Consider the following 21,308-nt stretch of genomic DNA (forward strand, 5'->3'; position numbering starts at 1 on the left):
GGGAGGAAGGCGCCCAGCAGCTCCTCCGGTGCCCCGCGCAAACAACAGCCCCGCAAGCTCGGCGCGGGGCGCCGGACGGAACTACCCCCCCAAACTTCTGCACAACCTCCCGCCGGGTCAGGCGGCGAAGGAGTTGGTTCACGTGTCCGCTACGCCCGTGCTGGCGTTGCGCGGGGTCTCCAAGCGGTTCGGTGCCGTCCAGGCGCTCACCGACGTAGAGCTTGAGGTCCACGCCGGTGAGGTGGTCGCCCTGGTGGGCGACAACGGTGCCGGAAAGTCCACGCTGGTCAAGACGATCGCCGGCGTGCACCCCATCGATGAGGGCGTCATCGAGTGGGACGGCAAGACCGTCCAGGTCAACAAGCCGCACGACGCCCAGAACCTGGGCATCGCGACGGTGTACCAGGACCTCGCGCTGTGCGACAACATCGACGTCGTCGGCAACCTCTTCCTCGGCCGGGAGATCCGTCGCCGCGGTGTCCTCGACGAGGTCGAGATGGAGCGGCGCTCGCGCGAGCTGCTGGACCAGCTCTCCATCCGCATCCCCAGCGTCCGCATCCCGATCGCCTCGCTCTCCGGCGGTCAGCGCCAGGTCGTGGCCATCGCCCGCTCCATGCTCGGCGAGCCCAAGCTGGTCATCCTCGACGAGCCCACCGCGGCCCTCGGCGTCGAGCAGACCGCCCAGGTCCTCGACCTGGTGGAGCGGCTGCGGGAGCGCGGTCACGCCGTGATCCTCATCAGCCACAACATGGCTGACGTGAAGGCCGTCGCCGACAAGGTGGCGGTGCTGCGTCTGGGCAAGAACAACGGCGTCTTCGAGGTCAAGTCGACCTCGCAGGAAGAGATCATCTCCGCCATCACCGGCGCCACGGACAACGCCGTGACCCGTCGTGCGGCGCGCAGCAATGGGGAGATCAAGAAGTGAGCATCGACAAGACCTCCACGCCCCCCGAGGACACGCCCGTGGAGAACCCCGAGGCGGCACGCGGCTCCGACGTCGCCGTCGACCCCCGTCTGCTGGTGCGCGAGCAGGGCCTCGCGGGCTACGTGACCGAGTTCAAGCGGAAGATGAAGGCCGGTGACCTCGGCTCCATCCCGGTCGTCATCGGCCTGGCGATCATCTGGATCATCTTCCAGAGCCTGAACTCCAACTTCCTCACCGCGGGCAACCTCTCCGACATCTCCGTCGCCATGGTCGGCACGGGCATGATCGCCGTCGGCATCGTGTTCGTCCTGCTGCTCGGCGAGATCGACCTGTCGGTCGGTTCGCTCTCCGGTGTCGCGGGCGCCACCTTCGCGGTGCTCAACGTCACCCACGGCATGAACGAGATCCTGGCCCTCGTGCTGTCGGTCCTCACCGGCACGGTCGCGGGCGCGGTGCAGGGCTTCTTCTTCGCGAAGATCGGCGTGCCGGCGTTCGCGGTGACCCTGGCCGGTCTGCTGTTCTGGAACGGCCTCATGCTCAAGGTCCTGGGCGACAACGGCACGATCAACCTGAACGACAACGGCGTGGTCGCCAAGCTGACCAGCTACTACTTCTCCGACGTGGCGGCCGCCTACGGCCTCGCCATCGCGGTGACGGTGCTGTTCTTCCTCAGCTCCTACTTCGGCAACAAGCGCCGCGAGGCCGCCGGTGTGCCGTCCCGTCCGCTGAGCGAGACGGTCCTGCGCACCGTGCTGCTGGCCATCGTGGCCTTCGCCGCCGCGGTCGTCTTCAACCAGTACAAGGGCCTGCCGCTGGCCGTCGTGGTCTTCGTCGCCGTGCTGTTCATCACGGACTTCGTGCTGCGCCGCACCTCCTACGGCCGCAAGGTCTTCGCGCTCGGCGGCAGCGTCGAGGCGTCCCGCCGTGCCGGTATCAACGTGGACATGGTCCGGATCTCGGTGTTCGCCATCTCCGGCACGTTCGCGGCGATCGGCGGTCTGTTCATCGCCTCCAAGATCGCCTCCGCCAACCAGGGCGCCGGCGGCGGTGACCTGCTGATGAACGCGATCGCCGCCGCGGTCATCGGTGGTACGTCGCTGTTCGGTGGCCGCGGGCGCACGTGGAACGCGCTCCTCGGTGTGCTGGTGATCGTCTCGATCCAGTACGGCCTCGCCCTGCAGGGCATCGCCTCGCCGGTGCAGTACATGATCACCGGTGGTGTTCTGCTCGCCACAGTCGTCATCGACGCGGTGACCCGCAAGACGCAGAAGTCCGCTGGTCGCGCGTAGCGCACCGGCTGTACGACAGCGCCCGGCGCCCGAAAGGCGCCGGGCGCTGTCGTGTCGCGCAAACCATGAACATTAGACTCGGGCGAGCCCGGCGAAAGCTCGATCAGCTCTACTGCAAGGAGGCACGGGTGCCGCTGCTGACCCGCATCACGGGACCGCGCGATCTGGACCGGCTCAGCCCGGAGGAGCTGGACCAGCTGGCAGGCGAGATCCGGACCTTCCTCGTCGACGCCGTCTCCAAGACCGGCGGCCACCTCGGCCCCAACCTCGGCGTGGTCGAGCTCACCATCGCCCTGCACCGCGTCTTCGACTCCCCGAGGGACAAGGTGCTGTGGGACACCGGCCACCAGTCCTACGTCCACAAGCTGCTCACCGGCCGGCAGGACTTCTCCCGGCTGAAGATGAAGGGCGGCCTGTCCGGCTACCCCTCGCAGGCCGAGTCCGAGCACGACGTCATCGAGAACAGCCACGCCTCCACCGTGCTCGGCTGGGCCGACGGCATCGCCAAGGCCAACCAGCTGAAGAAGCGCGACAGCCATGTCGTCGCCGTCATCGGTGACGGCGCGCTCACCGGCGGTATGGCCTGGGAGGCGCTGAACAACATCGCCGACGCCAAGGACCGCCCCCTCGTCATCGTTGTCAACGACAACGAGCGGTCGTACGCGCCGACCATCGGCGGCCTCGCCAACCACCTGGCCACGCTCCGCACAACCGACGGGTACGAGCGGTTCCTCGCCCGCGGGAAGGACATCCTGGAGCGCACCCCGGTCGTCGGCAAGCCGCTGTACGAGACCCTGCACGGCGCCAAGAAGGGGCTGAAGGACTTCATCGCCCCGCAGGGCATGTTCGAGGACCTGGGCCTGAAGTACGTGGGCCCGATCGACGGCCACGACATCGAGGCGCTGGAGTCGGCGCTGGCCCGGGCCAAGCGGTTCGGCGGTCCGGTGATCGTGCACTGCCTCACCGAGAAGGGCCGCGGCTACCAGCCCGCCCTGCAGGACGAGGCCGACCGCTTCCACGCCGTCGGCAAGATCCACCCGGACACCGGCCTGCCGATCTCCACCTCGGGCGCCGACTGGACCTCCGTCTTCGGCGACGAGATGGTCAGGCTCGGCGAGGAGCGGGACGACGTCGTCGCCATCACCGCGGCCATGCTCCAGCCCGTCGGCCTGGAGAAGTTCGCCAAGCGGTTCCCCGAACGCGTGTACGACGTCGGGATCGCCGAGCAGCACGGAGCCGTCTCCGCGGCCGGCCTCGCGCACGGCGGGGTGCACCCCGTCTTCGCCGTGTACGCCACCTTCCTCAACCGCGCCTTCGACCAGGTCCTGATGGACGTGGCCCTGCACAAGTGCGGCGTGACCTTCGTCCTGGACCGGGCCGGCGTCACCGGCACCGACGGCGCCTCGCACAACGGCATGTGGGACATGTCGATCCTCCAGGTCGTGCCGGGCCTCAGGCTGGCCGCCCCGCGCGACGCCGAGCAGGTGCGGGCCCAGCTGCGCGAGGCCGTCGCCGTCGACGACGCGCCGACCGTGGTCCGTTTCTCCAAGGGTGCCGTCGGCCCCGCCGTACCGGCCGTGGGCCGCGTCGGCGGCATGGACGTGCTGCGCGAGCCCGGCACCGAGAGGCCCGACGTGCTGCTGGTCTCCGTGGGCGCCCTCGCCCCGATGTGCCTGGAGATCGCCGCCCTGCTCGACAAGCAGGGCATCTCCACCACGGTCGTCGACCCGCGCTGGGTCAAGCCCGTCGACGAGGCCATGGCCCCGCTGGCCGAGCGGCACCGGGTCGTCGTCACCGTCGAGGACAACAGCCGGGCCGGCGGAGTCGGCTCCGCGATCGCCCAGGCGCTGCGCGACGCGGGCGTGGACGTGCCGCTGCGCGACTTCGGCATCCCGCCGCGCTTCCTCGACCACGCCTCCCGGGCCGAGGTCCTCGCCGAGATCGGCCTGACCGCCCCGGACATCGCCCGCCAGGTCACCGGCCTGGTCGCCAAGCTGGACGGCAGGTTCGACCGTACGGCCGCCGAGGTGGACTCGGTCGAGCCGGCCCGCGACTGACGCCGAGCGCGCCCTCACGGGCCGGTTCCGCCCCTCGTTGCGGTGGCGGAACCGGCCCGTTTGCGTGAACCTGCCTGTGCCGGGGCATACGCATCCCGACCCTCTCGATCATGACGGGCCACGGCGCGGCCCCCAAGCGTGGGAGGTAGGTACGTGAGCAGCGCGCTCTTCAGGACGAAGAACGTCGAGCAGTCCATCCAGGACACCGAGGAACCCGAGCATTCGCTCAGGAAATCCCTTTCCGCGCTCGATCTGACCGTCTTCGGAGTCGGTGTCATCATCGGCACCGGCATCTTCGTCCTCACCGGACAGGTCGCCAAGAACAACGCCGGTCCGGCGGTGTCCCTGGCCTTCGTGGTGGCCGGCGTGGTCTGCGCGCTCGCCGCCCTCTGTTACGCCGAGTTCGCGTCCACGGTCCCCGTGGCGGGCTCGGCGTACACGTTCAGTTACTCCTCCCTGGGCGAGCTGCCCGCCTGGATCATCGGCTGGGACCTGGTCCTGGAGTTCGCGCTCGGCACGGCGGTGGTGGCGGTCGGCTGGTCCGGCTACATCCGCTCGCTGCTGGACAACGCCGGCTGGCATCTGCCCGGCTACCTGGCCGGCCGGGACAACGCCTCCGGCTTCGGCTTCGACATCCTCGCCGCCGCCCTGGTGCTGGTGCTCACCGGCATCCTCGTCCTCGGCATGAAGCTGTCGGCCCGGATCACCTCGCTGGTCGTCGCCATCAAGGTGATCGTCGTCCTCATCGTGATCGTCGCCGGTGCCTTCTTCGTCAAGTCCGCCAACTACTCGCCGTTCATCCCCCACGCCCAGCCGGTGCCGGCCGGCGGCAACCTGAAAGCCCCGCTGATCCAGCTGATGTTCGGCTGGGCGCCCGCCAACTTCGGTGTGATGGGCATCTTCACGGCCGCCTCGGTGGTGTTCTTCGCGTTCATCGGTTTCGACATCGTGGCCACGGCCGCCGAGGAGACCCGCAACCCGCAGCGGGACATGCCGCGCGGCATCCTCGGCTCCCTGCTCATCTGCACCGTGCTCTACGTCGCCGTCTCCCTCGTCGTCGTCGGCATGGAGAAGTACTCCCAGCTGTCCGTGGAGGCCCCGCTCGCCGACGCCTTCAAGGCCATCGGACACCCCTGGTTCGCGGGTGTGATCAGCTTCGGCGCCGCCGTCGGCCTGACCACCGTGTGCATGATCCTGCTGCTCGGCCAGACCCGGGTGTTCTTCGCGATGAGCCGCGACGGACTGCTGCCGCGCTTCTTCTCCCGCGTCCACCCGCGCTTTCGGACCCCGCACCGGCCGACCATCCTGCTCGGTGTGGTCATCGCGATCGTCGCCGGTTTCACCAGCCTGAGCGAGCTGGCCGAACTCGTGAACATCGGCACGCTCTTCGCGTTCGTCGTGGTCGCGATCAGCGTGATCATCCTGCGCCGTACCCGTCCGGACCTGCCGCGTGCCTTCCGTACCCCGTTCGTCCCGGTACTGCCGATCCTGTCGGTGTGCGCCTCGCTGTGGCTGATGCTCAACCTGCCGGCCGAGACCTGGCTGCGGTTCGCCATCTGGATGGTGATCGGTTTCGCCGTCTACTTCCTCTACGGCCGCACGCACAGCCGGCTGGCGGTGGACGAGCGGGCCGCCGCGGGAGAAGTCCCGCGACCGCCCGCGGGAAACACTCCGTAACCGTCTCCACCGACGGTTTCCCCCTCCGGGCCCGTATGCCCGGTCCCGGCGCGGACAGCGGGGCCGGGCAGCGGATAGCCGGCTAGCGGGCAGCGGGCAGCGGGCAGCGGGCAGCGTGGACGGGGCGGTGCTGTACGCCCGGACGCCGGGGGAGGGGCGGCGGGCCCGGCCGGCCGTCGTGCGGACGCCGGAGCCGGCTCGGTGCGTGCGGGGTTCAGCCCAGCACCGTGCGGGGGCCGGTGACGCGGGCCCCGTGTTCCTGGACCCGGCGCCGCAGTTCGCGGTCGGACGTGACGACGAGGCAGGGGCGGCCGCCGGCCGCCGCCGCGAGCTCCACGATCCGGTCGTCACCGCTGCCGGACGCCTCCTCGACACGCACCCCGGGCACAGAGTCCACGCCCCGGGCCGCGCCCTCCACCACCAGGACCAGCTCCAGCGGACCGGGCAGACCGGCCACGCCGGACCCCGCCAGGGGCACCAGCCGGTCGCGCAGGCGCTCGGCGGCACCGCGGCGGTCGCGCCACCAGCCGTCGGGCACCGACCCGACGACGTTCGCACCGTCGACGACGAGCAGGGGGAGGGGCCCGGCGGTGGCGCGGTCCGCCGCACCCGAGGTGTCCGTCATGTCCCGTAATGGCCTTGAGGTAGCACGTTCGTGACAGGATCAGTCTGTCACGGGTTCCCTGGCCCATCGGCCCGTGATCACGGCGATCGCGGCGGCCGCCCGTTCCGCCGGCCGCCCGCCGGCGCGCACCTCGGGGGAGAACTCGACGTGCAGGAACGGCACATGGTCGGCGTCGGCCACCTGGCCCTGCACGTTCGTGCGGCCCTCCAGCGGACAGGACCGCACCCAGGCCCGGCACACCCGGAAGCCGTGGTCGCGCAGGGCGTCGGCCAGCTCGCGGCCCTCGGGCCGGGCCGCCGTGCCGACCCCCGTGGAGGCGACGACGTCGTAGCCGGGCACGGCGGAAGCCGCGAAGCCGTGCAACTGGACCCCGGGCATCCCACGGCGGGCCAGCTCGGCGCAGATGGCGTGGAAAACGGTGTCAGGGCGGTGCGCCACATCCGCGGAATTACCGGGCCCGGCTTTGCGATGTGCACCTGCGATCACCAGGATCCCGCCCCGGGAGCCGCGCAGCACCCGTACGCCCAACTGCTCGGTGCCCAGGTCGAAGCCGGGATGCGGAACCTGGACCGACCAGCTCGGGCGGTGGTCCAGATCGAGGTAGACCCGGCCCCAGCCGCGCGGCGCGGCGGCGTCGGTACGGTCCGCCACCTCGGTGAAGCGGCGCCCGGAGGGCCGGTCGAGGACCGTGCGCACGGTGAAGTCCCGTTGCGAAAGCTGTTCTTCCGCTTGTTTGCGATGACCGTCGAGCAACAGGCCGATGGCCGCGGCGATGGCCTCACGGTCGGACCGGCCGGGCGGCAGATAGCCCCGGTCGGGTGCGAACGGGCCGGTGTACCGAGCCACCTCGCGGGCCAGGTCGATCTGCCCGACGCCCGTCGGGGCGGGCCGGCCGGCGTCATGCCCGGAGTGGCCTGAGGGGCGGAGCAGGGCGGTGAGGCCACCGGCGAGGGCGGCGGCGACCAACAGAAGTGTTGCGATCGTTATGGCGCGTGAGCGATGGGCTCTCATGGTTGTATCAAGATATCTTGGTGAACAGACGTCGTATCCGGACCCTGCTGTCCCTGCTGACCCCGCTCTCCCTGCTCGCCGCGGCCTCCGGCTGCGGTCTCCTCTCCGACGGCGCCCAGGGCGGCGAGCGCTCCTTCACCGTCGCGGCCGCCGGGGACATCCTGATGCACCCCGAGCTGGTCGACCAGGCACGCAAGGACGCCAAGCGCACGGGCAAGGGTGTGGACGGGCTGGACTTCGGGCCGATGATGGCCGGTGTCAAGCCGCTGATCAGCAAGGCGGACCTGGCGATCTGCCACTTCGAGCCGGTGATGGGCCCGGCGAAGGGCCCGTTCGAGGGCTTCCCCGACTTCCAGGTGCCGCCGCAGCAGGCGAAGACCATCAAGGACATCGGTTACGACACCTGTTCCACCGCCTCCAACCACAGCCTCGACCACGGCTACGACGGCGTGAAGCGCACCCTCGACGCCCTGGACGCCGCCGGGGTGAAGCACACCGGCTCCGCCCGGACCGAGAAGGAGGCGCTCACCCCGCTGGTCATGGACGTCAAGGGCGTCAAGGTCGCGCAGATCTCCTTCGCCTACGGCTTCAACGAGCCGCACACGCTGCCCAAGGACAAGCCGTGGCTGGCCAATCTGCAGGACCTGGGCCGGATCAGGGCCGCCGAGCAGCGGGCCCGCAAGGCCGGTGCCGAGGTGGTGATCCTGTCCCTGCACTGGGGCCGTGAGCACCATCCCGAGCCGTCGGGCTCCCAGATCTCCTTCGCCCGGCAGATCGCCCGGAACACCGGCATCAACCTGGTCATCGGCCACCACGCGCACGTCGTGGAACCGATGGAGAAGGTCGACGGCACCTGGATCTCCTACGGCCTCGGCAACCAGATCGCCCGGCACGAGGTGCCCACGGGCCTGACCGAGGAGGGCGTGATCGCCTGGTTCACCTTCATCGAGCACGGCAAGGGTCACTGGGACGTCCAGCCGCGCTTCGAGCCGACCCTGCTGACGATCCCGCCGGACGCCGAGAACGCCAGGGATGGCGGCACCGCCGCCTACGGCGACGACGACGTGCGGGACTACCGCCTGCTGGACGTACCGGCCGCGCTGCGCGACGACCACGGCCTCACGAGCGCTCAGAGGGCCCGGCTGCGGCTGGCCTTCGAGCGCACCGAGGGCACCCTGCTGAACCGCGGGGCGGGCGGGGACGGACTGAAGCCGCTCACCGCGCTGCCCGAGTAGGTACGGACCAGGCCGCCCATGGATCAAGGCCTTTGTCCGAACTTGGCCGAAAGTTGCGCGATGTTGCACAGATCACGTGGGACTTACTGCAACTTAACGTCTCTCTTATCTGTCTGAGGTTTCCGGGCGGGCCCTTACTGTCGGCACGTCCGCAGCCTGTATTCACGAGAGGACCCTTCTGTGGCGTCACCGCCCCTGGCGCGGCAGCACCGAGCCCGCCGCCGAGCCGACATGTCGCTGATCGGGGGCATCCGCCCGCCGATCGCGGTCCTCTCGGCGCTCCTGCTGACGCTCGCCGGCATCACGGCACTCGCACTGGGCCGTGTCGACAACGCCGGAGTGCCGAAGGCGGTGCTGACGTCCCAGCAGCACTTCGCCGAGGACGGTGCCATCGCGCTGCGCGCCTCCATCGACGAGTCCGTCACCGACGTCACCCGCTCCGCCTCGCTGTTCAGCGCCGGGCAGCCGGTCTCCGGCGACGCCGTCCTGGACAAGCTCGGCAGCACCTACCAGAAGTGGATGGGCACCGCCGTCGTCGAGATCCGCACCGGCAAGCTGGTCGCGGCCCGCGGCGAGACGGTCCCGCTGACCTCCGTGGACCTCTCCTCCCTCAGCGGCGAGGGCGGGCTGGCCCCGCGCATGGTCCAGCAGAAGAACGGCGAGGTGCGGCTGCTGTCCTTCGGGCTGCTGACCTGGCCGGGCAAGCCGCAGCTGCTGCTGGTCGCGTCCCGGAACATGAAGTTCCCCGGCATCAGCCTCGGCCAGTTCCGCTCCATCGCCGTGGTCGACTCCGGCGGCACGATCCTCAGCAGCGACGGCATCGCCGACCCCGAGTCGGCGCGCAACAGCGTCGACCGCAAGGACATCACGGAATCCCGCAAGCAGCTGAAGGACTTCGCCCAGCAGGCCGCGCGCAAGGCGCAGCAGGACCCGCGCAGCAGCAAGGACCCCGGCACCGGCGGCTACCAGGGCGTCAGCGGCAGCCTGCTGGGCGGCAAGCTGCTCGGCGACCGGTCCGTCGCCGGATACGCCACGCTCGCCGCGGCCCAGCCCGGCGAGGTCACCACCGCCAGCGGGCTCGGCCTCTCCGTGGTCGCCATGGCCAAGGTCACCGAGGACAGCGCCCCGACCGGCTCCCCGGTGTTCGGACTGGCCGCCGGCGGCGCCCTGCTCGTGGTCGGCGCCCTCGCCGTGGCGGTGCTGCTGGGGACCGTGCAGCGCCCGCTCATCCGGCTGTTCCTCGAGTCCCGTCGGCTCACCCGCGGCGACCTGACCCGGCCCGTCACCGTCCCCGGCTACGGTGAGGCGCACCGCATCGGTGGCGCCCTGGAACGGCTGCGCCGGCAACTGCTCGGCGAGAGCGCCGAGGCCACCGGCACGGCCGAACGCCCGCAGGGACTGCACCGGGTGGGCACCCGCGCCCTCCTCGCGATCTGCGCGGTGCTGCTGCTGGCCTGGTCCGCGCCGCTGATGCTGCTGGTCAACCGGGCCGACAACACCGCCGACGTACCCCGCCAGCTCGTCAACGACCAGCGCGAGCGCACCGACACGCTCAGCGACCGGGTGCGCCGCGCGCTCAACGAGGGCGACGCCGACCTGCAGTCGGTCGCCTCCCTGATCGGCGACAAGACCTCACCCGACGCCATGGAGACGGTGCTGGAACGCACCTACAACGAGAACCGGCGCTACCGCTCCCTGTACGTCGTCGACTCCTCCGGCGCCATCCAGGCCCGTGAGGGCAAGAAGCCCAAGGTGATCCAGTCCCACCGGGTCTCCGGCAAGTCCCTTCGGCTGCTGGGCCGCGGTGGCAAGGAGCCCGTGGTCGTGGCCTCCGCCGAGATTCCCGGCCGTAACGGAGCCCAGCTGGTCGGCGAGTTCCGCGTCGAGTTCTTCAACGCCCTGCTGACCCGGCCGGGCCTCGGCGTGGTCCGGCTCGTGGACGACCGGGACAAGATCATCGCCGGCAACAGCGGTTTCCTCGCCTTCCAGTCGCTGCCCGACGAGCACCTGAAGGACCTCGTCGCGGCCAGCGCCCAGCGGATCGGCAAGAAGCCGCGGCCCAACGGCGTGCTCTACCGGGAGAACGGGGCGCGCATCGCCGCCGCCGCGCCGTTCTCCGGCGGCGGATCGGCCGAGTCGCTGCACTGGAGCGTGGTCAGCTGGCAGCCCGTCGACCGGCTCGCCATCCCCGAGTACGACGCCCAGAACCGCACCGTACTCGCCGGACTGCTCGGCGCCGCCGCGGCCGTCGCCTGCCTGGGCTGGCTGTACGTCGTGGTGGCCAGTCCGCTGCGCACCCTGGCCGACCGGGCCGAGGCGCTGGCCGGAGGCGACCGCAAGACCGTGCTCTTCCCGCAGCACCACGACGAGGTCGGCGCCGTCACCCGCTCCCTGGAACTCATCCGGCAGCAACTGCAGGACCAGCGCCGCCAGCAGCCCCGCCGCACCCCGCCCCAGCAGTACACAAGGAACTGATCACCCGTGCTCTTCCTCTACAGCGTGCTGCTGATCTGCTGCACGATTCTGCTCATAGCGGGCATCGTGGAACAGCGGCGGCACTTCGCCAACCTGGACCACATACCCACCCGGGTCCTGGTCAACGGCATCCGCGGCAAGTCCTCCATCACCCGGCTGTGCGCGGGCGCCCTGCGCGGCGGCGACCTGGTCACCGTCGCGAAGACCACCGGCACCGCGGCCCGGTTCATCCATCCGGACGCCACCGAGGAGCCGGTCTACCGCAAGTTCGGCATTGCCAACGTCGTCGAGCAGATCGGCATCGTGCGGCGCGCCGCCGCGTACAAGCCGGACGCGCTGGTCATCGAGTGCATGGCCGTCATGCCGGCCCTGCAGGAGATCAACCAGTCCAAGCTGATCCGCTCCACCATCGGCGTGCTGTGCAACGTCCGTGAGGACCACCTCGCCGAGATGGGCCCCACCCTGGACGACGTGGCCCGCTCGCTGTGCCGCTCGATGCCCGAGGACGGCATCTGCGTCACCGCCGAGAAGGACCGCTTCCACATCCTCCAGGAGGAGGCCGACGCCCGTAACTGCAAGCTCGTCTACGCCGACCCGGAAACGGTCACCGACGAGGAGCTGCGCGGGTTCAGCTGGTTCACCTTCAAGGAGAACGTGGCCATCGCCCTCGCCGTCGCCGAACTCCTCGGCGTGGACCGCGAGACGGCCCTGCAGGGCATGTACGACGCCCCGCCGGACCCCGGTGTCCTCTCCGTCGAGCGCTACGAGACGCACGAGGGCAAGAAGCTGCGCTTCGCCAACGTCTTCGCGGCCAACGACCCCGAGTCGACGCTGATGAACATCAACCAGCTGCTCGACCTCGGCGCCATCCACCGCCCGCTCAACGTGGTCATCAACTGCCGCCCCGACCGCGTCGAACGCAACGGGCAGATGGGCGAGATCATCCCCGACCTCGACCCCGAGCGCGTCTTCGTCATCGGCCACCCGGCCAAGTCCGCCATCGACGCCATCCCCGCCGAGTTCCGCTCCCGCGCCGTCGACCTCGGCGGCGACAAGCGCGACCCCGAGGAGTTCATGGCCAAGATGCTGGACATGCTCGGCCCGGACTCGTCGATGGTCGCGATCGGCAACATCCACGGCCAGGGCGAGATCCTGCTGGAGCACCTCGCCGAACTCCCCGCCGACGAGAGCACCGACGAGCCGGCCCCCGCGGCACCGGCCGGCCGGACCGGGCCGGCCCCCGCCAAGGTCGACAACTCCGAGACCATGCAGCTGTACGCGCCCCGCATCGACCCGTACCAGCACTACTCGGAGGCGTACGAGACGCGGTACGCGCACCAGCAGCCGTACGTCCCGCAGGTCCCGGCGCAGCGCGACGCCGCACACCCCTATCCGCACCAGGAGCCGGCGCGCCAGGCCGGGTACGACCAGGAGCAGGCGTACGAGCCCTCGTACGACACCCCGCTCGAGCCGCCGCACCACGGCGGCCGGCCCGCACCCGCCCTGCCGCAGTCACCCGCCGACAGCGACCGGGCACCCGAACCGGCCCGGCCCCGCGGGCTTTTCGAACCCCGCCAGCCGCCCCAGCCTTCCGCCGACGACAGCCAGCAGTGGCACAGCCCAGGAGAACAGCGTTGATCCCCTCCGTCCTCACCCCCGAGATCGCCGCGATCGGCATCGGCCTGGGCCTGATGTTCTCGCTCATGTGCTACCTGACGACCAACCTGTCGCCGGGCGGCATGATCACGCCGGGCTGGCTCGCGCTCACCCTCATCGAGGACCTCCAGCGCGCCGCGCTGGTGATCGGCGTCACCGTGCTGACCTACCTCGCCACGCTGCTCATGCAGAAGTTCGTGATCCTGTACGGCAAGCGGCTCTTCGCGGCCGTCGTGCTCAGCGGTGTGCTCATCCAGGCCACCGTGATCATCGTGCTGCAGATGGAGTTCCCGCTGCTGTACGCCAACCAGACGCTCGGTTTCATCGTCCCCGGCCTGATCGGCTACCAGCTGGTCCGCCAGCCCAAGGGCGCGACACTGCTGTCCGTCGCCTCGGTCTCCCTCGCCACCTATGTCGTGCTGACCGCCGGCATCCTCCTCGGCGCCATGCCGACCGCCTGAACCGCCCGAACCCGACGCACTCCTGGAGCCCCCACCATGCCGAAGCGCAAAGGCCGCCCCGTCGTCCACACGGTGACGGTCCTGGCGCTGCTCGCGGGCAGCGCCTACTTCACCTACGAACTGCGCAAGGACGAGCAGGCGAAGCTCCCGGCCGCCCAGACGATCACCGAGAACCTGCAGACCTCGGGCAAGGCGACCGGCAAACAGACCTGGGAACGGCTGAACAACCCGGCGCGTTCGGTGCTGCGCGACGGCAAGGGCGCGGTCATCGCCACCTTCACGGACGGCGCCCGCACCGCCACCCTCAAGGGCCCCACGCGGACCTTCACCGAGCCCGCCAACACCACCACCAAGGTGGTCACCGACGACTGGGTCCGCCTGATGCCGGAGACCTGGACCAAGGGCTCCGAGAAGCAGCAGTGGTTCAAGGACTGGTTCAAGCAGTACTACGGCAGTGAGGAGGACGACGTCTTCGCGTTCGCCTTCCAGTACATCGTGGGCGCGCCGGCCAAGAAGGACGACCAGGGCATCCAGTACGCGGGGCACGCCACCTACGGCCCCCTGAAGGCGGACGGCGTCGACCGCTTCGAGCAGACCGATTTCTACGACTACCTGGGCATCCCGTACACCTTCCGGGACGGCGTCACCAAGTACCCGCAGAAGGACCGCCTGCGCGCCGTGGACTGCTCGGGCTATCTGCGCCTGGTCTACGGCTACCGGGCCCGCTACCCGCTGATGTCCGACAACGACCACGGCGACGGGCTGCCGCGCACCGCCGACGGCATGGCCCGCGGCAAGGAGGGCGTGGACATCATCAAGCTCCAGGGCCCGAGCCCCTGGTACGTACGGCCGCAGAACATCGACGTCCTCCAGCCCGGCGATCTGCTGTTCTTCAAGATGGACCACCGCACCGGCAACCACATGGACCACTCCGCGATCTACGTCGGCCCGGACACCGAGGGCCACAAGGTCTTCATCTCCAGCCGCAAGGAGCAGAACGGGCCCACCATCGGCGACCAGGGCGGTGTCTCGCGTCTGGACGGAAACGGTTTCTACGCAGGGCTGTTCCGCAGCGCGAAGCGGCTGTGAGCAAGCGGGCGCCGGGCGTTGGGGACCCACGGCATAGAGTGAAACGGTGAACGGCGACTGGCTCCTGCGTGGCCGCGACGGCCGGCTCAGTGTCTACCAGCTGTCGGGCGAGGCCGTCCTGTGCCGGGCGGAACGCGAGCCCGGCGGCCCCTGGACCGCCCCGCGCACGGTGGGCGGCGACCAGAAGCTGCACCCCGTCCTGGCGGTCGGCCAGGGCGCCGACGGCTATGCCCACCTCGTCTCCTGGCGGCCCACCGTCAAGGGCGAGTCGGGCCTGGTGCACTCCACCCACTTCCGCCCGCGCCTTTCGGCCCTGGACTGGAACCCGCTCGGCCACCCGCTGAAGAAGGGCGAGCGCACCGGTACGCCCGCGGTCGCCGTCGACGCCCAGGGCCGCGCCCATGTCTTCGTGCCCGACGGCCAGGGCGGGGTGCGCCTGCTCATGCAGAAGGAGAAGGGCGGCTGGGGCCCCTGGCGGGACCTGAAGGGCGAGAACGTCCGGGACGGCCTGGCGGCGGTGACGGGGGAGTCCGGCCGGGTCGAGCTGTACGCGGCCGTCCCCGACGGGCTGCTCCACTGGCGTCAGGAGGAGCCGGGCGCCGAGCCGGTGCTCACGGAGTCCCTGCAGGCCCCGGTCCGCCCGGGCACCCTGTACGCCCTGGCCACCTCCCCCGACAGCACAACCGTTTACTACACGAGCACCTCCGGCGACCTGTGCGCCTGGCGCCCCGGCGGCAAGCCGGCCACCCTGCTGCCCGCGGCCGGCTCCGGCCCGGTCTCCGCGGTCCGCTGCACCCTCGACGGCCACGACTGCACCCTGCTCGCCCAGCGTTCGGCGAGCGGCCGCGTCGCCTTCGCCGCCTACCCCACCGAACTGGAGCCGGCGGGCGCCTGGTGGACCGAGTCGGGCCCGCGGCTGCCGGTGGACGCGACCGTGTCCCTGACGACGGACGAGGACGACCGGGTCGTGGCGGCAACGTTGTCGGCGTCGACCGGCCAACTCCTGCTGACCCGCCGCAAGGACGAACCGGGGCTGGCCCTGCAGGCGTGGCGGCAGGTGTGAGTGCGCCATGATGGCCACCGTGGACACCGAGACACTCATCGACGCCTGGCGGCGTCTCCTCGCCGGATCCGGAAAGCCGTGGGTGCTGTTCGAGCACGGCACGTGCGTGGTGCTGGAGGAGCCCGGGGCAGGGCTCGCCGATCGGGCCACCGGGATCCTGCGCGAGTACGGCCCCGTGAGCGTGGGCGGCCCGGCGGGCGACTTCCGTGTGCTCGAACTGAACAACGGCGAGGGCTGGCTGGTGACGTGCCATCACCCGGACGTCGTCACCTTCGTCGCCCTCGAGGAGTCCGAGGACACCTCGCACCTGGCCGTCGGGATCCACGGGCGCTCCAAGCGCGACCAGGACGGCAGACACCTGCACGTCGTCCACGTCGAGGACGCCCCCGCGTCCGCCGGCTGACACGCCGATGCCCGGCACACCACTCGGTGTGCCGGGCATCGTACGACCGTACGCGGTGCCCTACGCCGGGACGCTCGCCAGGCCGGGCTCCAGGAACCTCTTGCCGTTCACGCGCTCCGAGACGCCCTCGCGGTCCAGGTACGGCGTGATGCCGCCCAGGTGGAAGGGCCAGCCGGCGCCCGTGATCAGGCACAGGTCGATGTCCTGGGCCTCGGCGACGACGCCCTCGTCGAGCATGAGCCCGATCTCCTGCGCCACCGCGTCCAGCACCCGCGCCCGCACCTGCTCTTCGGTCAGGACGACGTCGCCCTGCTTCAGCAGCGCGGCGACCTCGGGGTCCAGCTCCGGCTTGCCGCTGTCGTAGACGTAGAAGCCGCGCTTGCCCGCCTTGACGACGGCCGCGAGGTTCGGGGAGACCGTGAAGCGCTCCGGGAAGGCCCGGTTGAGGGTCTCCGAGACGTGCAGGCCGATCGCCGGACCGACCAGTTCCAGCAGCACCAGCGGGGACATCGGCAGACCGAGCGGCTCGACGGCCTTCTCGGCGACCTCGACCGGGGTGCCCTCGTCGATGACGTTCTGGATCTCGCCCATGAAACGGGTCAGGATGCGGTTCACGACGAACGCCGGGGCGTCCTTGGTGAGGACCGCGGTCTTCTTCAGCTTCTTGGCGACGGCGAACGCGGTGGCCAGGGAGGCGTCGTCGGTCTTCTCGCCGCGGACGATCTCCAGCAGCGGCAGGACCGCGACCGGGTTGAAGAAGTGGAAGCCGACGACCCGCTCGGGGTGCTTCAGCTTCGACGCCATCTCCGACACCGAGAGCGAGGAGGTGTTGGTCGCGAGGATCGCGTGCGCCGGAGCGACCGCCTCGACCTCCGCGAACACCTGCTGCTTGACACCGATCTCCTCGAACACGGCCTCGATGACGAAGTCCGCGTCCGCGAAGCCCTCGGCCTTGTCCAGGACACCGGTGACCAGCGCCTTGAGGCGGTTGGCCTTGTCCTGGTTGATCCGGCCCTTGCCGAGCAGCTTGTCGATCTCGGCGTGGACGTAGCCCACACCCTTGTCGACGCGCTCCTGGTCGATGTCGGTCAGCACGACCGGCACCTCCAGGCGGCGCAGGAAGAGCAGGGCGAGCTGCGAGGCCATCAGGCCCGCGCCGACCACGCCGACCTTGGTGACCGGACGCGCCAGGTTCTTGTCCGGGGCGCCGGCGGGACGCTTGGCGCGCTTCTGGACCAGGTTGAACGCGTAGAGACCGGCGCGCAGTTCACCGCTCATGATCAGGTCCGCGAGGGCCTGGTCCTCGGCGTCGTAACCCTGCTGCAGGTCGCCGTTCTTGGCGGCGGCGATGATGTCGAGGGCGCGGTAGGCGGCCGGGGCCGCGCCGTGCACCTTGGAGTCCGCGATGAAGCGGCCCTTGGCGACGGCCTGGTCCCAGGCCTCGCCGCGGTCGATCACCGGACGCTCGACCTGGACGTCGCCCTTGAGGACCTGCGCGGTCCACAGCAGCGACTGCTCCAGGAAGTCCGCGCCCTCGAAGATCGCGTCGGCGATCCCGAGCTCGAAGACCTGCTTGCCCTTGAGCTGCTTGTTCTGGTTCAGCGAGTTCTCGATGATGACCGAGACGGCCTTGTCGGCGCCGATCAGGTTCGGCAGCAGGGTGCAGCCGCCCCAGCCGGGGACCAGGCCGAGGAAGACCTCGGGGAGCGAGAACGCCGGGACGGCCTTCGACACCGTGCGGTAGGTGCAGTGCAGACCGACCTCGACACCGCCGCCCATGGCCGCGCCGTTGTAGTACGCGAAGGTCGGGACGGCCAGGCCGGACAGGCGCTTGAAGACGTCGTGGCCGCCCTTGCCGATGGCGAGCGCGTGCTCGTGCTCCTTGAGGATCTCCACGCCCTTGAGGTCGGCGCCGACCGCGAAGATGAACGGCTTGCCGGTGATGCCGACGCCGACGATCCCGCCGTCCGCCGCCTCCTTCTCGACCTGGTCGATGGCGGCGTTCAGGTTCGCCAGCGAGCCCGGGCCGAAGGTGGTCGGCTTGGTGTGGTCGAAACCGTTGTCCAGCGTGATCAGCGCGAAGCGGCCGGCGCCGAACGGCAGGTCGAAGTGGCGTACGTGCGCCGACGTCACGACCTCGTCGGGGAACAGCTCCGAGGCCTGCTTCAGAAGCTCGGTGGTGGTGCTCACTTGTCCCCCTCGAAGTGCGGGTTCTCCCAGATGACCGTCGCGCCCATGCCGAAGCCGACGCACATGGTGGTCAGGCCGTAGCGGACCTGCGGCTGCTCCTCGAACTGGCGGGCCAGCTGCGTCATCAGACGGACGCCGGAGGAGGCCAGCGGGTGACCGAAGGCGATGGCGCCGCCGTACTGGTTGACGCGCTCGTCGTCGTCCGCGATGCCGTAGTGGTCGAGGAGGGCCAGCACCTGGACGGCGAAGGCCTCGTTGATCTCGAACAGGCCGATGTCGGAGATGGACAGGCCCGCCTTGGCGAGGGCCTTCTCCGTGGCCGGGATCGGGCCGTAGCCCATGACCTCCGGCTCGACGCCGGCGAAGGCGTACGACACGAGGCGCATCTTGACCGGCAGGCCGTTCTCGCGGGCGAAGTCCTCGCTCGCGATGATCGACGCGGTGGCGCCGTCGTTCAGACCGGCCGCGTTACCGGCGGTGACCCGGCCGTGGACGCGGAACGGCGTCTTGAGGCCCTGCAGGTTCTCCAGGGTCGTGCCGGGGCGCATCGGCTCGTCGGCGGTGACCAGACCCCAGCCGGTCTCGCCGGCGTCGGCGTTGGTGCGGCGCACCGAGATCGGCACCAGGTCCTGCTGGATCTTGCCGTTGGCGTACGCCTTGGCGGCCTTCTCCTGCGAGCGCACCGCGTACTCGTCGGCGCGGAGCTTGGTGATGTGCGGGTAGCGGTCGTGCAGGTTCTCCGCGGTCATGCCCATGAACAGGGCGGACTCGTCGACCAGCTTCTCGGAGACGAACCGCGGGTTCGGGTCCACGCCCTCGCCCATCGGGTGGCGGCCCATGTGCTCCACGCCACCGGCGATGACGGCGTCGTAGGCGCCGAAGGCGATCGAACCGGCGGTGGTCGTCACGGCGGTCAGCGCGCCGGCGCACATGCGGTCGATGGAGTAGCCGGGGACGGACTGCGGCAGACCGGCGAGGATGCCCGCGGTGCGGCCGAGGGTCAGGCCCTGGTCGCCGATCTGGGTGGTCGCGGCGATGGCGACCTCGTCGATCTTCTTCGGGTCCAGGCCGGGGTTGCGGCGCAGCAGCTCCCGGATCGCCTTCACGACAAGGTCGTCGGCGCGGGTCTCGTGGTAGATGCCCTTCGGGCCCGCCTTGCCGAACGGGGTGCGGACGCCGTCGACGAAGACGACGTCCCTGACGGTACGAGGCACGATGGCTCTCCTCCAGGGTGCGGGATGGCACTGCTGCGGCACGCATGCACTGAGCGCGCGCTCAGCACCATGCTACTTACGAGTAACGTGACTGCCCAGTCCCCCCGGCTGGAGCGGTGAACGTCACACCACCAGGGACGCGCGCGACCGGCGGCACACCGTGACCCCGCCCCCTCGCCCGGCCGGCGCGCCGCCCGGCACGGAGCCGACCGCGCCGCCGGGGCAGGGCACGAACAGCGCGCCGGATGACCGCACTCCCGCCCGGACGCCGGCGGACGTAGAGCGGCAGGAAGGCGCTCGGTCCGATGCACACCACCGAGCGGCACACCACGGCCGGGACCGGCCCCGGGAACGAGGCCGTGTCGTCGCTCCCGCACGCCGGTGCCGTACCGCCCGGCACGGACGGCCGTGGGTGCGTCGTGCGAGGTACCACCAGGCACGGCGCGGTGCCGGCCAGGCGCGCCGCTGCGGGCCGGCGCAGGATCTTGGCGAGATCTCGACGTCCCTGCCGCTTTCCGCGCGGCCCCCGGCGCCGGGCCGGGAGGCTAGACGCCCTTCGCCGACAGCGCCCGCACCAGCACCGGCGTCACCTGTTCCACCTGCCAGGCCCGCGCGCCGTACCCGGCCAGCGCGAGCGCCACGGATCCGGTGTCGACCACCTTCGGCGGCTCCCAGCAGATCCGCCGGACCGTGTCCGGCGACACGAGGTTCTCCTGAGGCATGTTGAGCTGCTCGGCGAGTGCCGTCACACCTGCGCGGGCCGCGGACAGCCGGGCTGCCGCGGCCGGATCCTTGTCGGCCCAGGCCCGCGGTGGCGGCGGTCCGGTGACCGGCTGCCCCGGCTGCGGCAGGGCGCTGTCGGACAGCGCCCTGGCCCGGTCCACGGCCGCCTGCCACTGCTCCAGCTGCCGGCGTCCCATCCGGTGCCCGAACCCGTTCAGCGCGGCCAGCGCGTGCGCATTGGCCGGCAGCGCGAGCGCCGCCTCGACGATGGCCGCGTCGCTCAGCACCTTGCCCGGCGAGACGTCCCTGCGCTGCGCGATGCGATCCCGCGTCTCCCACAGCTCCCGTACGACCCCGAGCTGCCGGCGCCTGCGCACCTTGTGCATCCCGGACGTACGGCGCCAGGGGTCCTTGCGCGGCTCGGCCGGCGGCGCGGCGGCGATCGCGTCGAACTCCTGCAGGGCCCACTCGAGCTTGCCCTGCCGGTCCAGCTCCTTCTCCAGGGCGTCCCGCAGGTCGACGAGGAGCTCCACGTCGAGCGCGGCGTAGCGCAGCCAGGGCTCGGGCAGCGGCCGGGTCGACCAGTCGACGGCGGAGTGACCCTTCTCCAGGACGAAGCCGAGAACGTTTTCCACCATGGCGCCGAGGCCGACCCGGGGGAACCCGGCGAGCCGGCCGGCCAGCTCGGTGTCGAAGAGCCGGCTCGGGACCATACCTATTTCCCGCAGGCAGGGCAGGTCCTGGGTGGCCGCGTGCAGCACCCACTCGACGCCGGTCAGCGCCACGCCGAGCCCGGACAGATCGGGGCAGGCCACGGGGTCGATCAGCGCGGTCCCGGCGCCCTCGCGGCGCAGCTGCACCAGATAGGCGCGCTGGCCGTAGCGGTAGCCGGAGGCGCGTTCCGCGTCGACGGCGACGGGGCCGGACCCCGCGGCGAAGGCGGCGACCACCTCGGCGAGGGCGGCCTGGTCGGTGACGACCGGGGGGATGCCCTCACGGGGTTCGAGCAGCGGTGTCGGCGCCTCCGTCACAGAAGATCCGGCGTCGTCCGGAGGGGTGCCTCCGGTGATGCGCAGGGAGCTGTCTGCTGCGGTGTCTTGGGCGTCGGTCACCTGTCAAGGGTATCCGTGTGTGGACGGCGCCCGTCGACCCAGATATCATGGGGCGCATGCCGCGCCTGTCCCCCTCTCCCGCGAATCGCCCCTACCACCACGG

The 21,308-nt window shown here is 70.8% G+C and carries 16 protein-coding genes; 11 read left to right on the forward strand and 5 right to left on the reverse strand.

Annotation, left to right across the window (positions count from 1 at the left end):
* Positions 1-133 precede the first annotated feature (133 nt).
* The 4 genes from AB0D93_RS35045 (at position 134) to AB0D93_RS35060 (ending at position 5,948) form a co-directional block, all read left to right on the forward strand.
* The gene (locus AB0D93_RS35045; RefSeq protein ID WP_362128575.1) at positions 134-925 is read left to right on the forward strand and encodes an ATP-binding cassette domain-containing protein; all 792 of its coding nucleotides are present in this window, start codon (positions 134-136) and stop codon (positions 923-925) included.
* On the forward strand, positions 922-2,214 hold the full coding sequence (locus AB0D93_RS35050; protein WP_362128578.1) for a sugar ABC transporter permease: 1,293 nt from the start codon (positions 922-924) through the stop codon (positions 2,212-2,214). Before AB0D93_RS35045 ends, AB0D93_RS35050 begins: the two co-directional genes overlap by 4 nt.
* 128 nt (positions 2,215-2,342) lie before the next feature.
* Positions 2,343-4,271 carry a 1-deoxy-D-xylulose-5-phosphate synthase gene (gene dxs, locus AB0D93_RS35055; protein WP_362128580.1) on the forward strand — a complete coding sequence of 643 codons (1,929 nt, stop codon included), beginning with the start codon at positions 2,343-2,345 and terminating at the stop codon, positions 4,269-4,271.
* 153 nt (positions 4,272-4,424) lie between these two features.
* Positions 4,425-5,948, forward strand: a complete 1,524-nt coding sequence (locus AB0D93_RS35060) for an amino acid permease (protein WP_362128583.1) — start codon at positions 4,425-4,427, stop codon at positions 5,946-5,948.
* Positions 5,949-6,162: 214 nt separating this feature from the next.
* Here the strand turns inward: AB0D93_RS35060 and AB0D93_RS35065 are convergent, their stop codons facing one another.
* Both AB0D93_RS35065 and AB0D93_RS35070 read right to left on the reverse strand, forming a co-directional pair.
* Positions 6,163-6,573 carry an NTP pyrophosphohydrolase gene (locus AB0D93_RS35065; protein ID WP_362128586.1) on the reverse strand — a complete coding sequence of 137 codons (411 nt, stop codon included), beginning with the start codon at positions 6,571-6,573 and terminating at the stop codon, positions 6,163-6,165.
* Between the two features lie 39 nt (positions 6,574-6,612).
* Complete coding sequence (locus AB0D93_RS35070) at positions 6,613-7,584, reverse strand: hypothetical protein (RefSeq protein ID WP_362128589.1); 972 nt, start codon at positions 7,582-7,584, stop codon at positions 6,613-6,615.
* A 20-nt stretch (positions 7,585-7,604) separates the two neighbouring features.
* Here AB0D93_RS35070 and AB0D93_RS35075 point away from each other — a divergent pair, with 20 nt between their 5' ends.
* The 7 genes from AB0D93_RS35075 to AB0D93_RS35105 all read left to right on the forward strand — a co-directional run bounded on the left by AB0D93_RS35075 (position 7,605) and on the right by AB0D93_RS35105 (position 15,966).
* A complete protein-coding gene (locus AB0D93_RS35075; RefSeq protein ID WP_362128592.1) occupies positions 7,605-8,819 on the forward strand; it encodes a CapA family protein in 1,215 nt (404 codons plus the stop codon).
* A gap of 231 nt (positions 8,820-9,050) precedes the next feature.
* Complete coding sequence (locus AB0D93_RS35080) at positions 9,051-11,294, forward strand: HAMP domain-containing protein (RefSeq protein ID WP_362128620.1); 2,244 nt, start codon at positions 9,051-9,053, stop codon at positions 11,292-11,294.
* A 6-nt stretch (positions 11,295-11,300) separates the two neighbouring features.
* A complete protein-coding gene (gene pgsB, locus AB0D93_RS35085; RefSeq protein WP_362128594.1) occupies positions 11,301-12,932 on the forward strand; it encodes a poly-gamma-glutamate synthase PgsB in 1,632 nt (543 codons plus the stop codon).
* Positions 12,929-13,411 (forward strand): poly-gamma-glutamate biosynthesis protein PgsC/CapC, encoded by a 483-nt coding sequence (locus AB0D93_RS35090; protein ID WP_351251157.1) that lies wholly within the window; start codon positions 12,929-12,931, stop codon positions 13,409-13,411. The genes pgsB and AB0D93_RS35090 overlap by 4 nt, the downstream gene beginning before the upstream one ends.
* Before the next feature lie 36 nt (positions 13,412-13,447).
* The gene (locus AB0D93_RS35095) at positions 13,448-14,500 is read left to right on the forward strand and encodes an NlpC/P60 family protein (protein WP_362128597.1); all 1,053 of its coding nucleotides are present in this window, start codon (positions 13,448-13,450) and stop codon (positions 14,498-14,500) included.
* Between the two features lie 46 nt (positions 14,501-14,546).
* Positions 14,547-15,563 (forward strand): hypothetical protein, encoded by a 1,017-nt coding sequence (locus tag AB0D93_RS35100; protein ID WP_362128600.1) that lies wholly within the window; start codon positions 14,547-14,549, stop codon positions 15,561-15,563.
* A 10-nt stretch (positions 15,564-15,573) separates the two neighbouring features.
* Entirely contained in the window at positions 15,574-15,966 is a 393-nt protein-coding gene (locus tag AB0D93_RS35105; protein WP_362128623.1) for a hypothetical protein, read from the forward strand.
* 60 nt (positions 15,967-16,026) lie between these two features.
* On the opposite strand, the gene AB0D93_RS35110 is transcribed toward AB0D93_RS35105, so the two are convergent.
* The 3 genes from AB0D93_RS35110 to AB0D93_RS35120 form a co-directional block, all read right to left on the reverse strand.
* Positions 16,027-18,156, reverse strand: a complete 2,130-nt coding sequence (locus AB0D93_RS35110) for a 3-hydroxyacyl-CoA dehydrogenase NAD-binding domain-containing protein (protein WP_362128603.1) — start codon at positions 18,154-18,156, stop codon at positions 16,027-16,029.
* On the reverse strand, positions 18,153-19,370 hold the full coding sequence (locus AB0D93_RS35115; protein WP_362128606.1) for an acetyl-CoA C-acyltransferase: 1,218 nt from the start codon (positions 19,368-19,370) through the stop codon (positions 18,153-18,155). Before AB0D93_RS35115 ends, AB0D93_RS35110 begins: the two co-directional genes overlap by 4 nt.
* Positions 19,371-19,915: 545 nt before the next feature.
* A complete protein-coding gene (locus AB0D93_RS35120; RefSeq protein ID WP_362128609.1) occupies positions 19,916-21,205 on the reverse strand; it encodes a ribonuclease D in 1,290 nt (429 codons plus the stop codon).
* Between the last annotated feature and the right edge of the window lie 103 nt (positions 21,206-21,308).

Origin of the sequence: Streptomyces sp. NPDC048191 (genome assembly GCF_040652655.1) — a bacterium.
In the GTDB taxonomy this organism is placed as follows: Bacteria; Actinomycetota; Actinomycetes; order Streptomycetales; family Streptomycetaceae; genus Streptomyces.

Excerpts from the sequence above, each read along its gene's own strand:
- AB0D93_RS35065 (WP_362128586.1), bottom strand. The coding sequence starts at position 6,573 with ATGACGGACACCTCGGGTGCGGCGGACCGCGCCACCGCCGGGCCCCTC.
- AB0D93_RS35080 (WP_362128620.1), top strand. The coding sequence starts at position 9,051 with ATGTCGCTGATCGGGGGCATCCGCCCGCCGATCGCGGTCCTCTCGGCG.
- AB0D93_RS35095 (WP_362128597.1), top strand. The coding sequence starts at position 13,448 with ATGCCGAAGCGCAAAGGCCGCCCCGTCGTCCACACGGTGACGGTCCTG.
- AB0D93_RS35070 (WP_362128589.1), bottom strand. The coding sequence starts at position 7,584 with ATGAGAGCCCATCGCTCACGCGCCATAACGATCGCAACACTTCTGTTG.
- AB0D93_RS35105 (WP_362128623.1), top strand. The coding sequence starts at position 15,574 with ATGGCCACCGTGGACACCGAGACACTCATCGACGCCTGGCGGCGTCTC.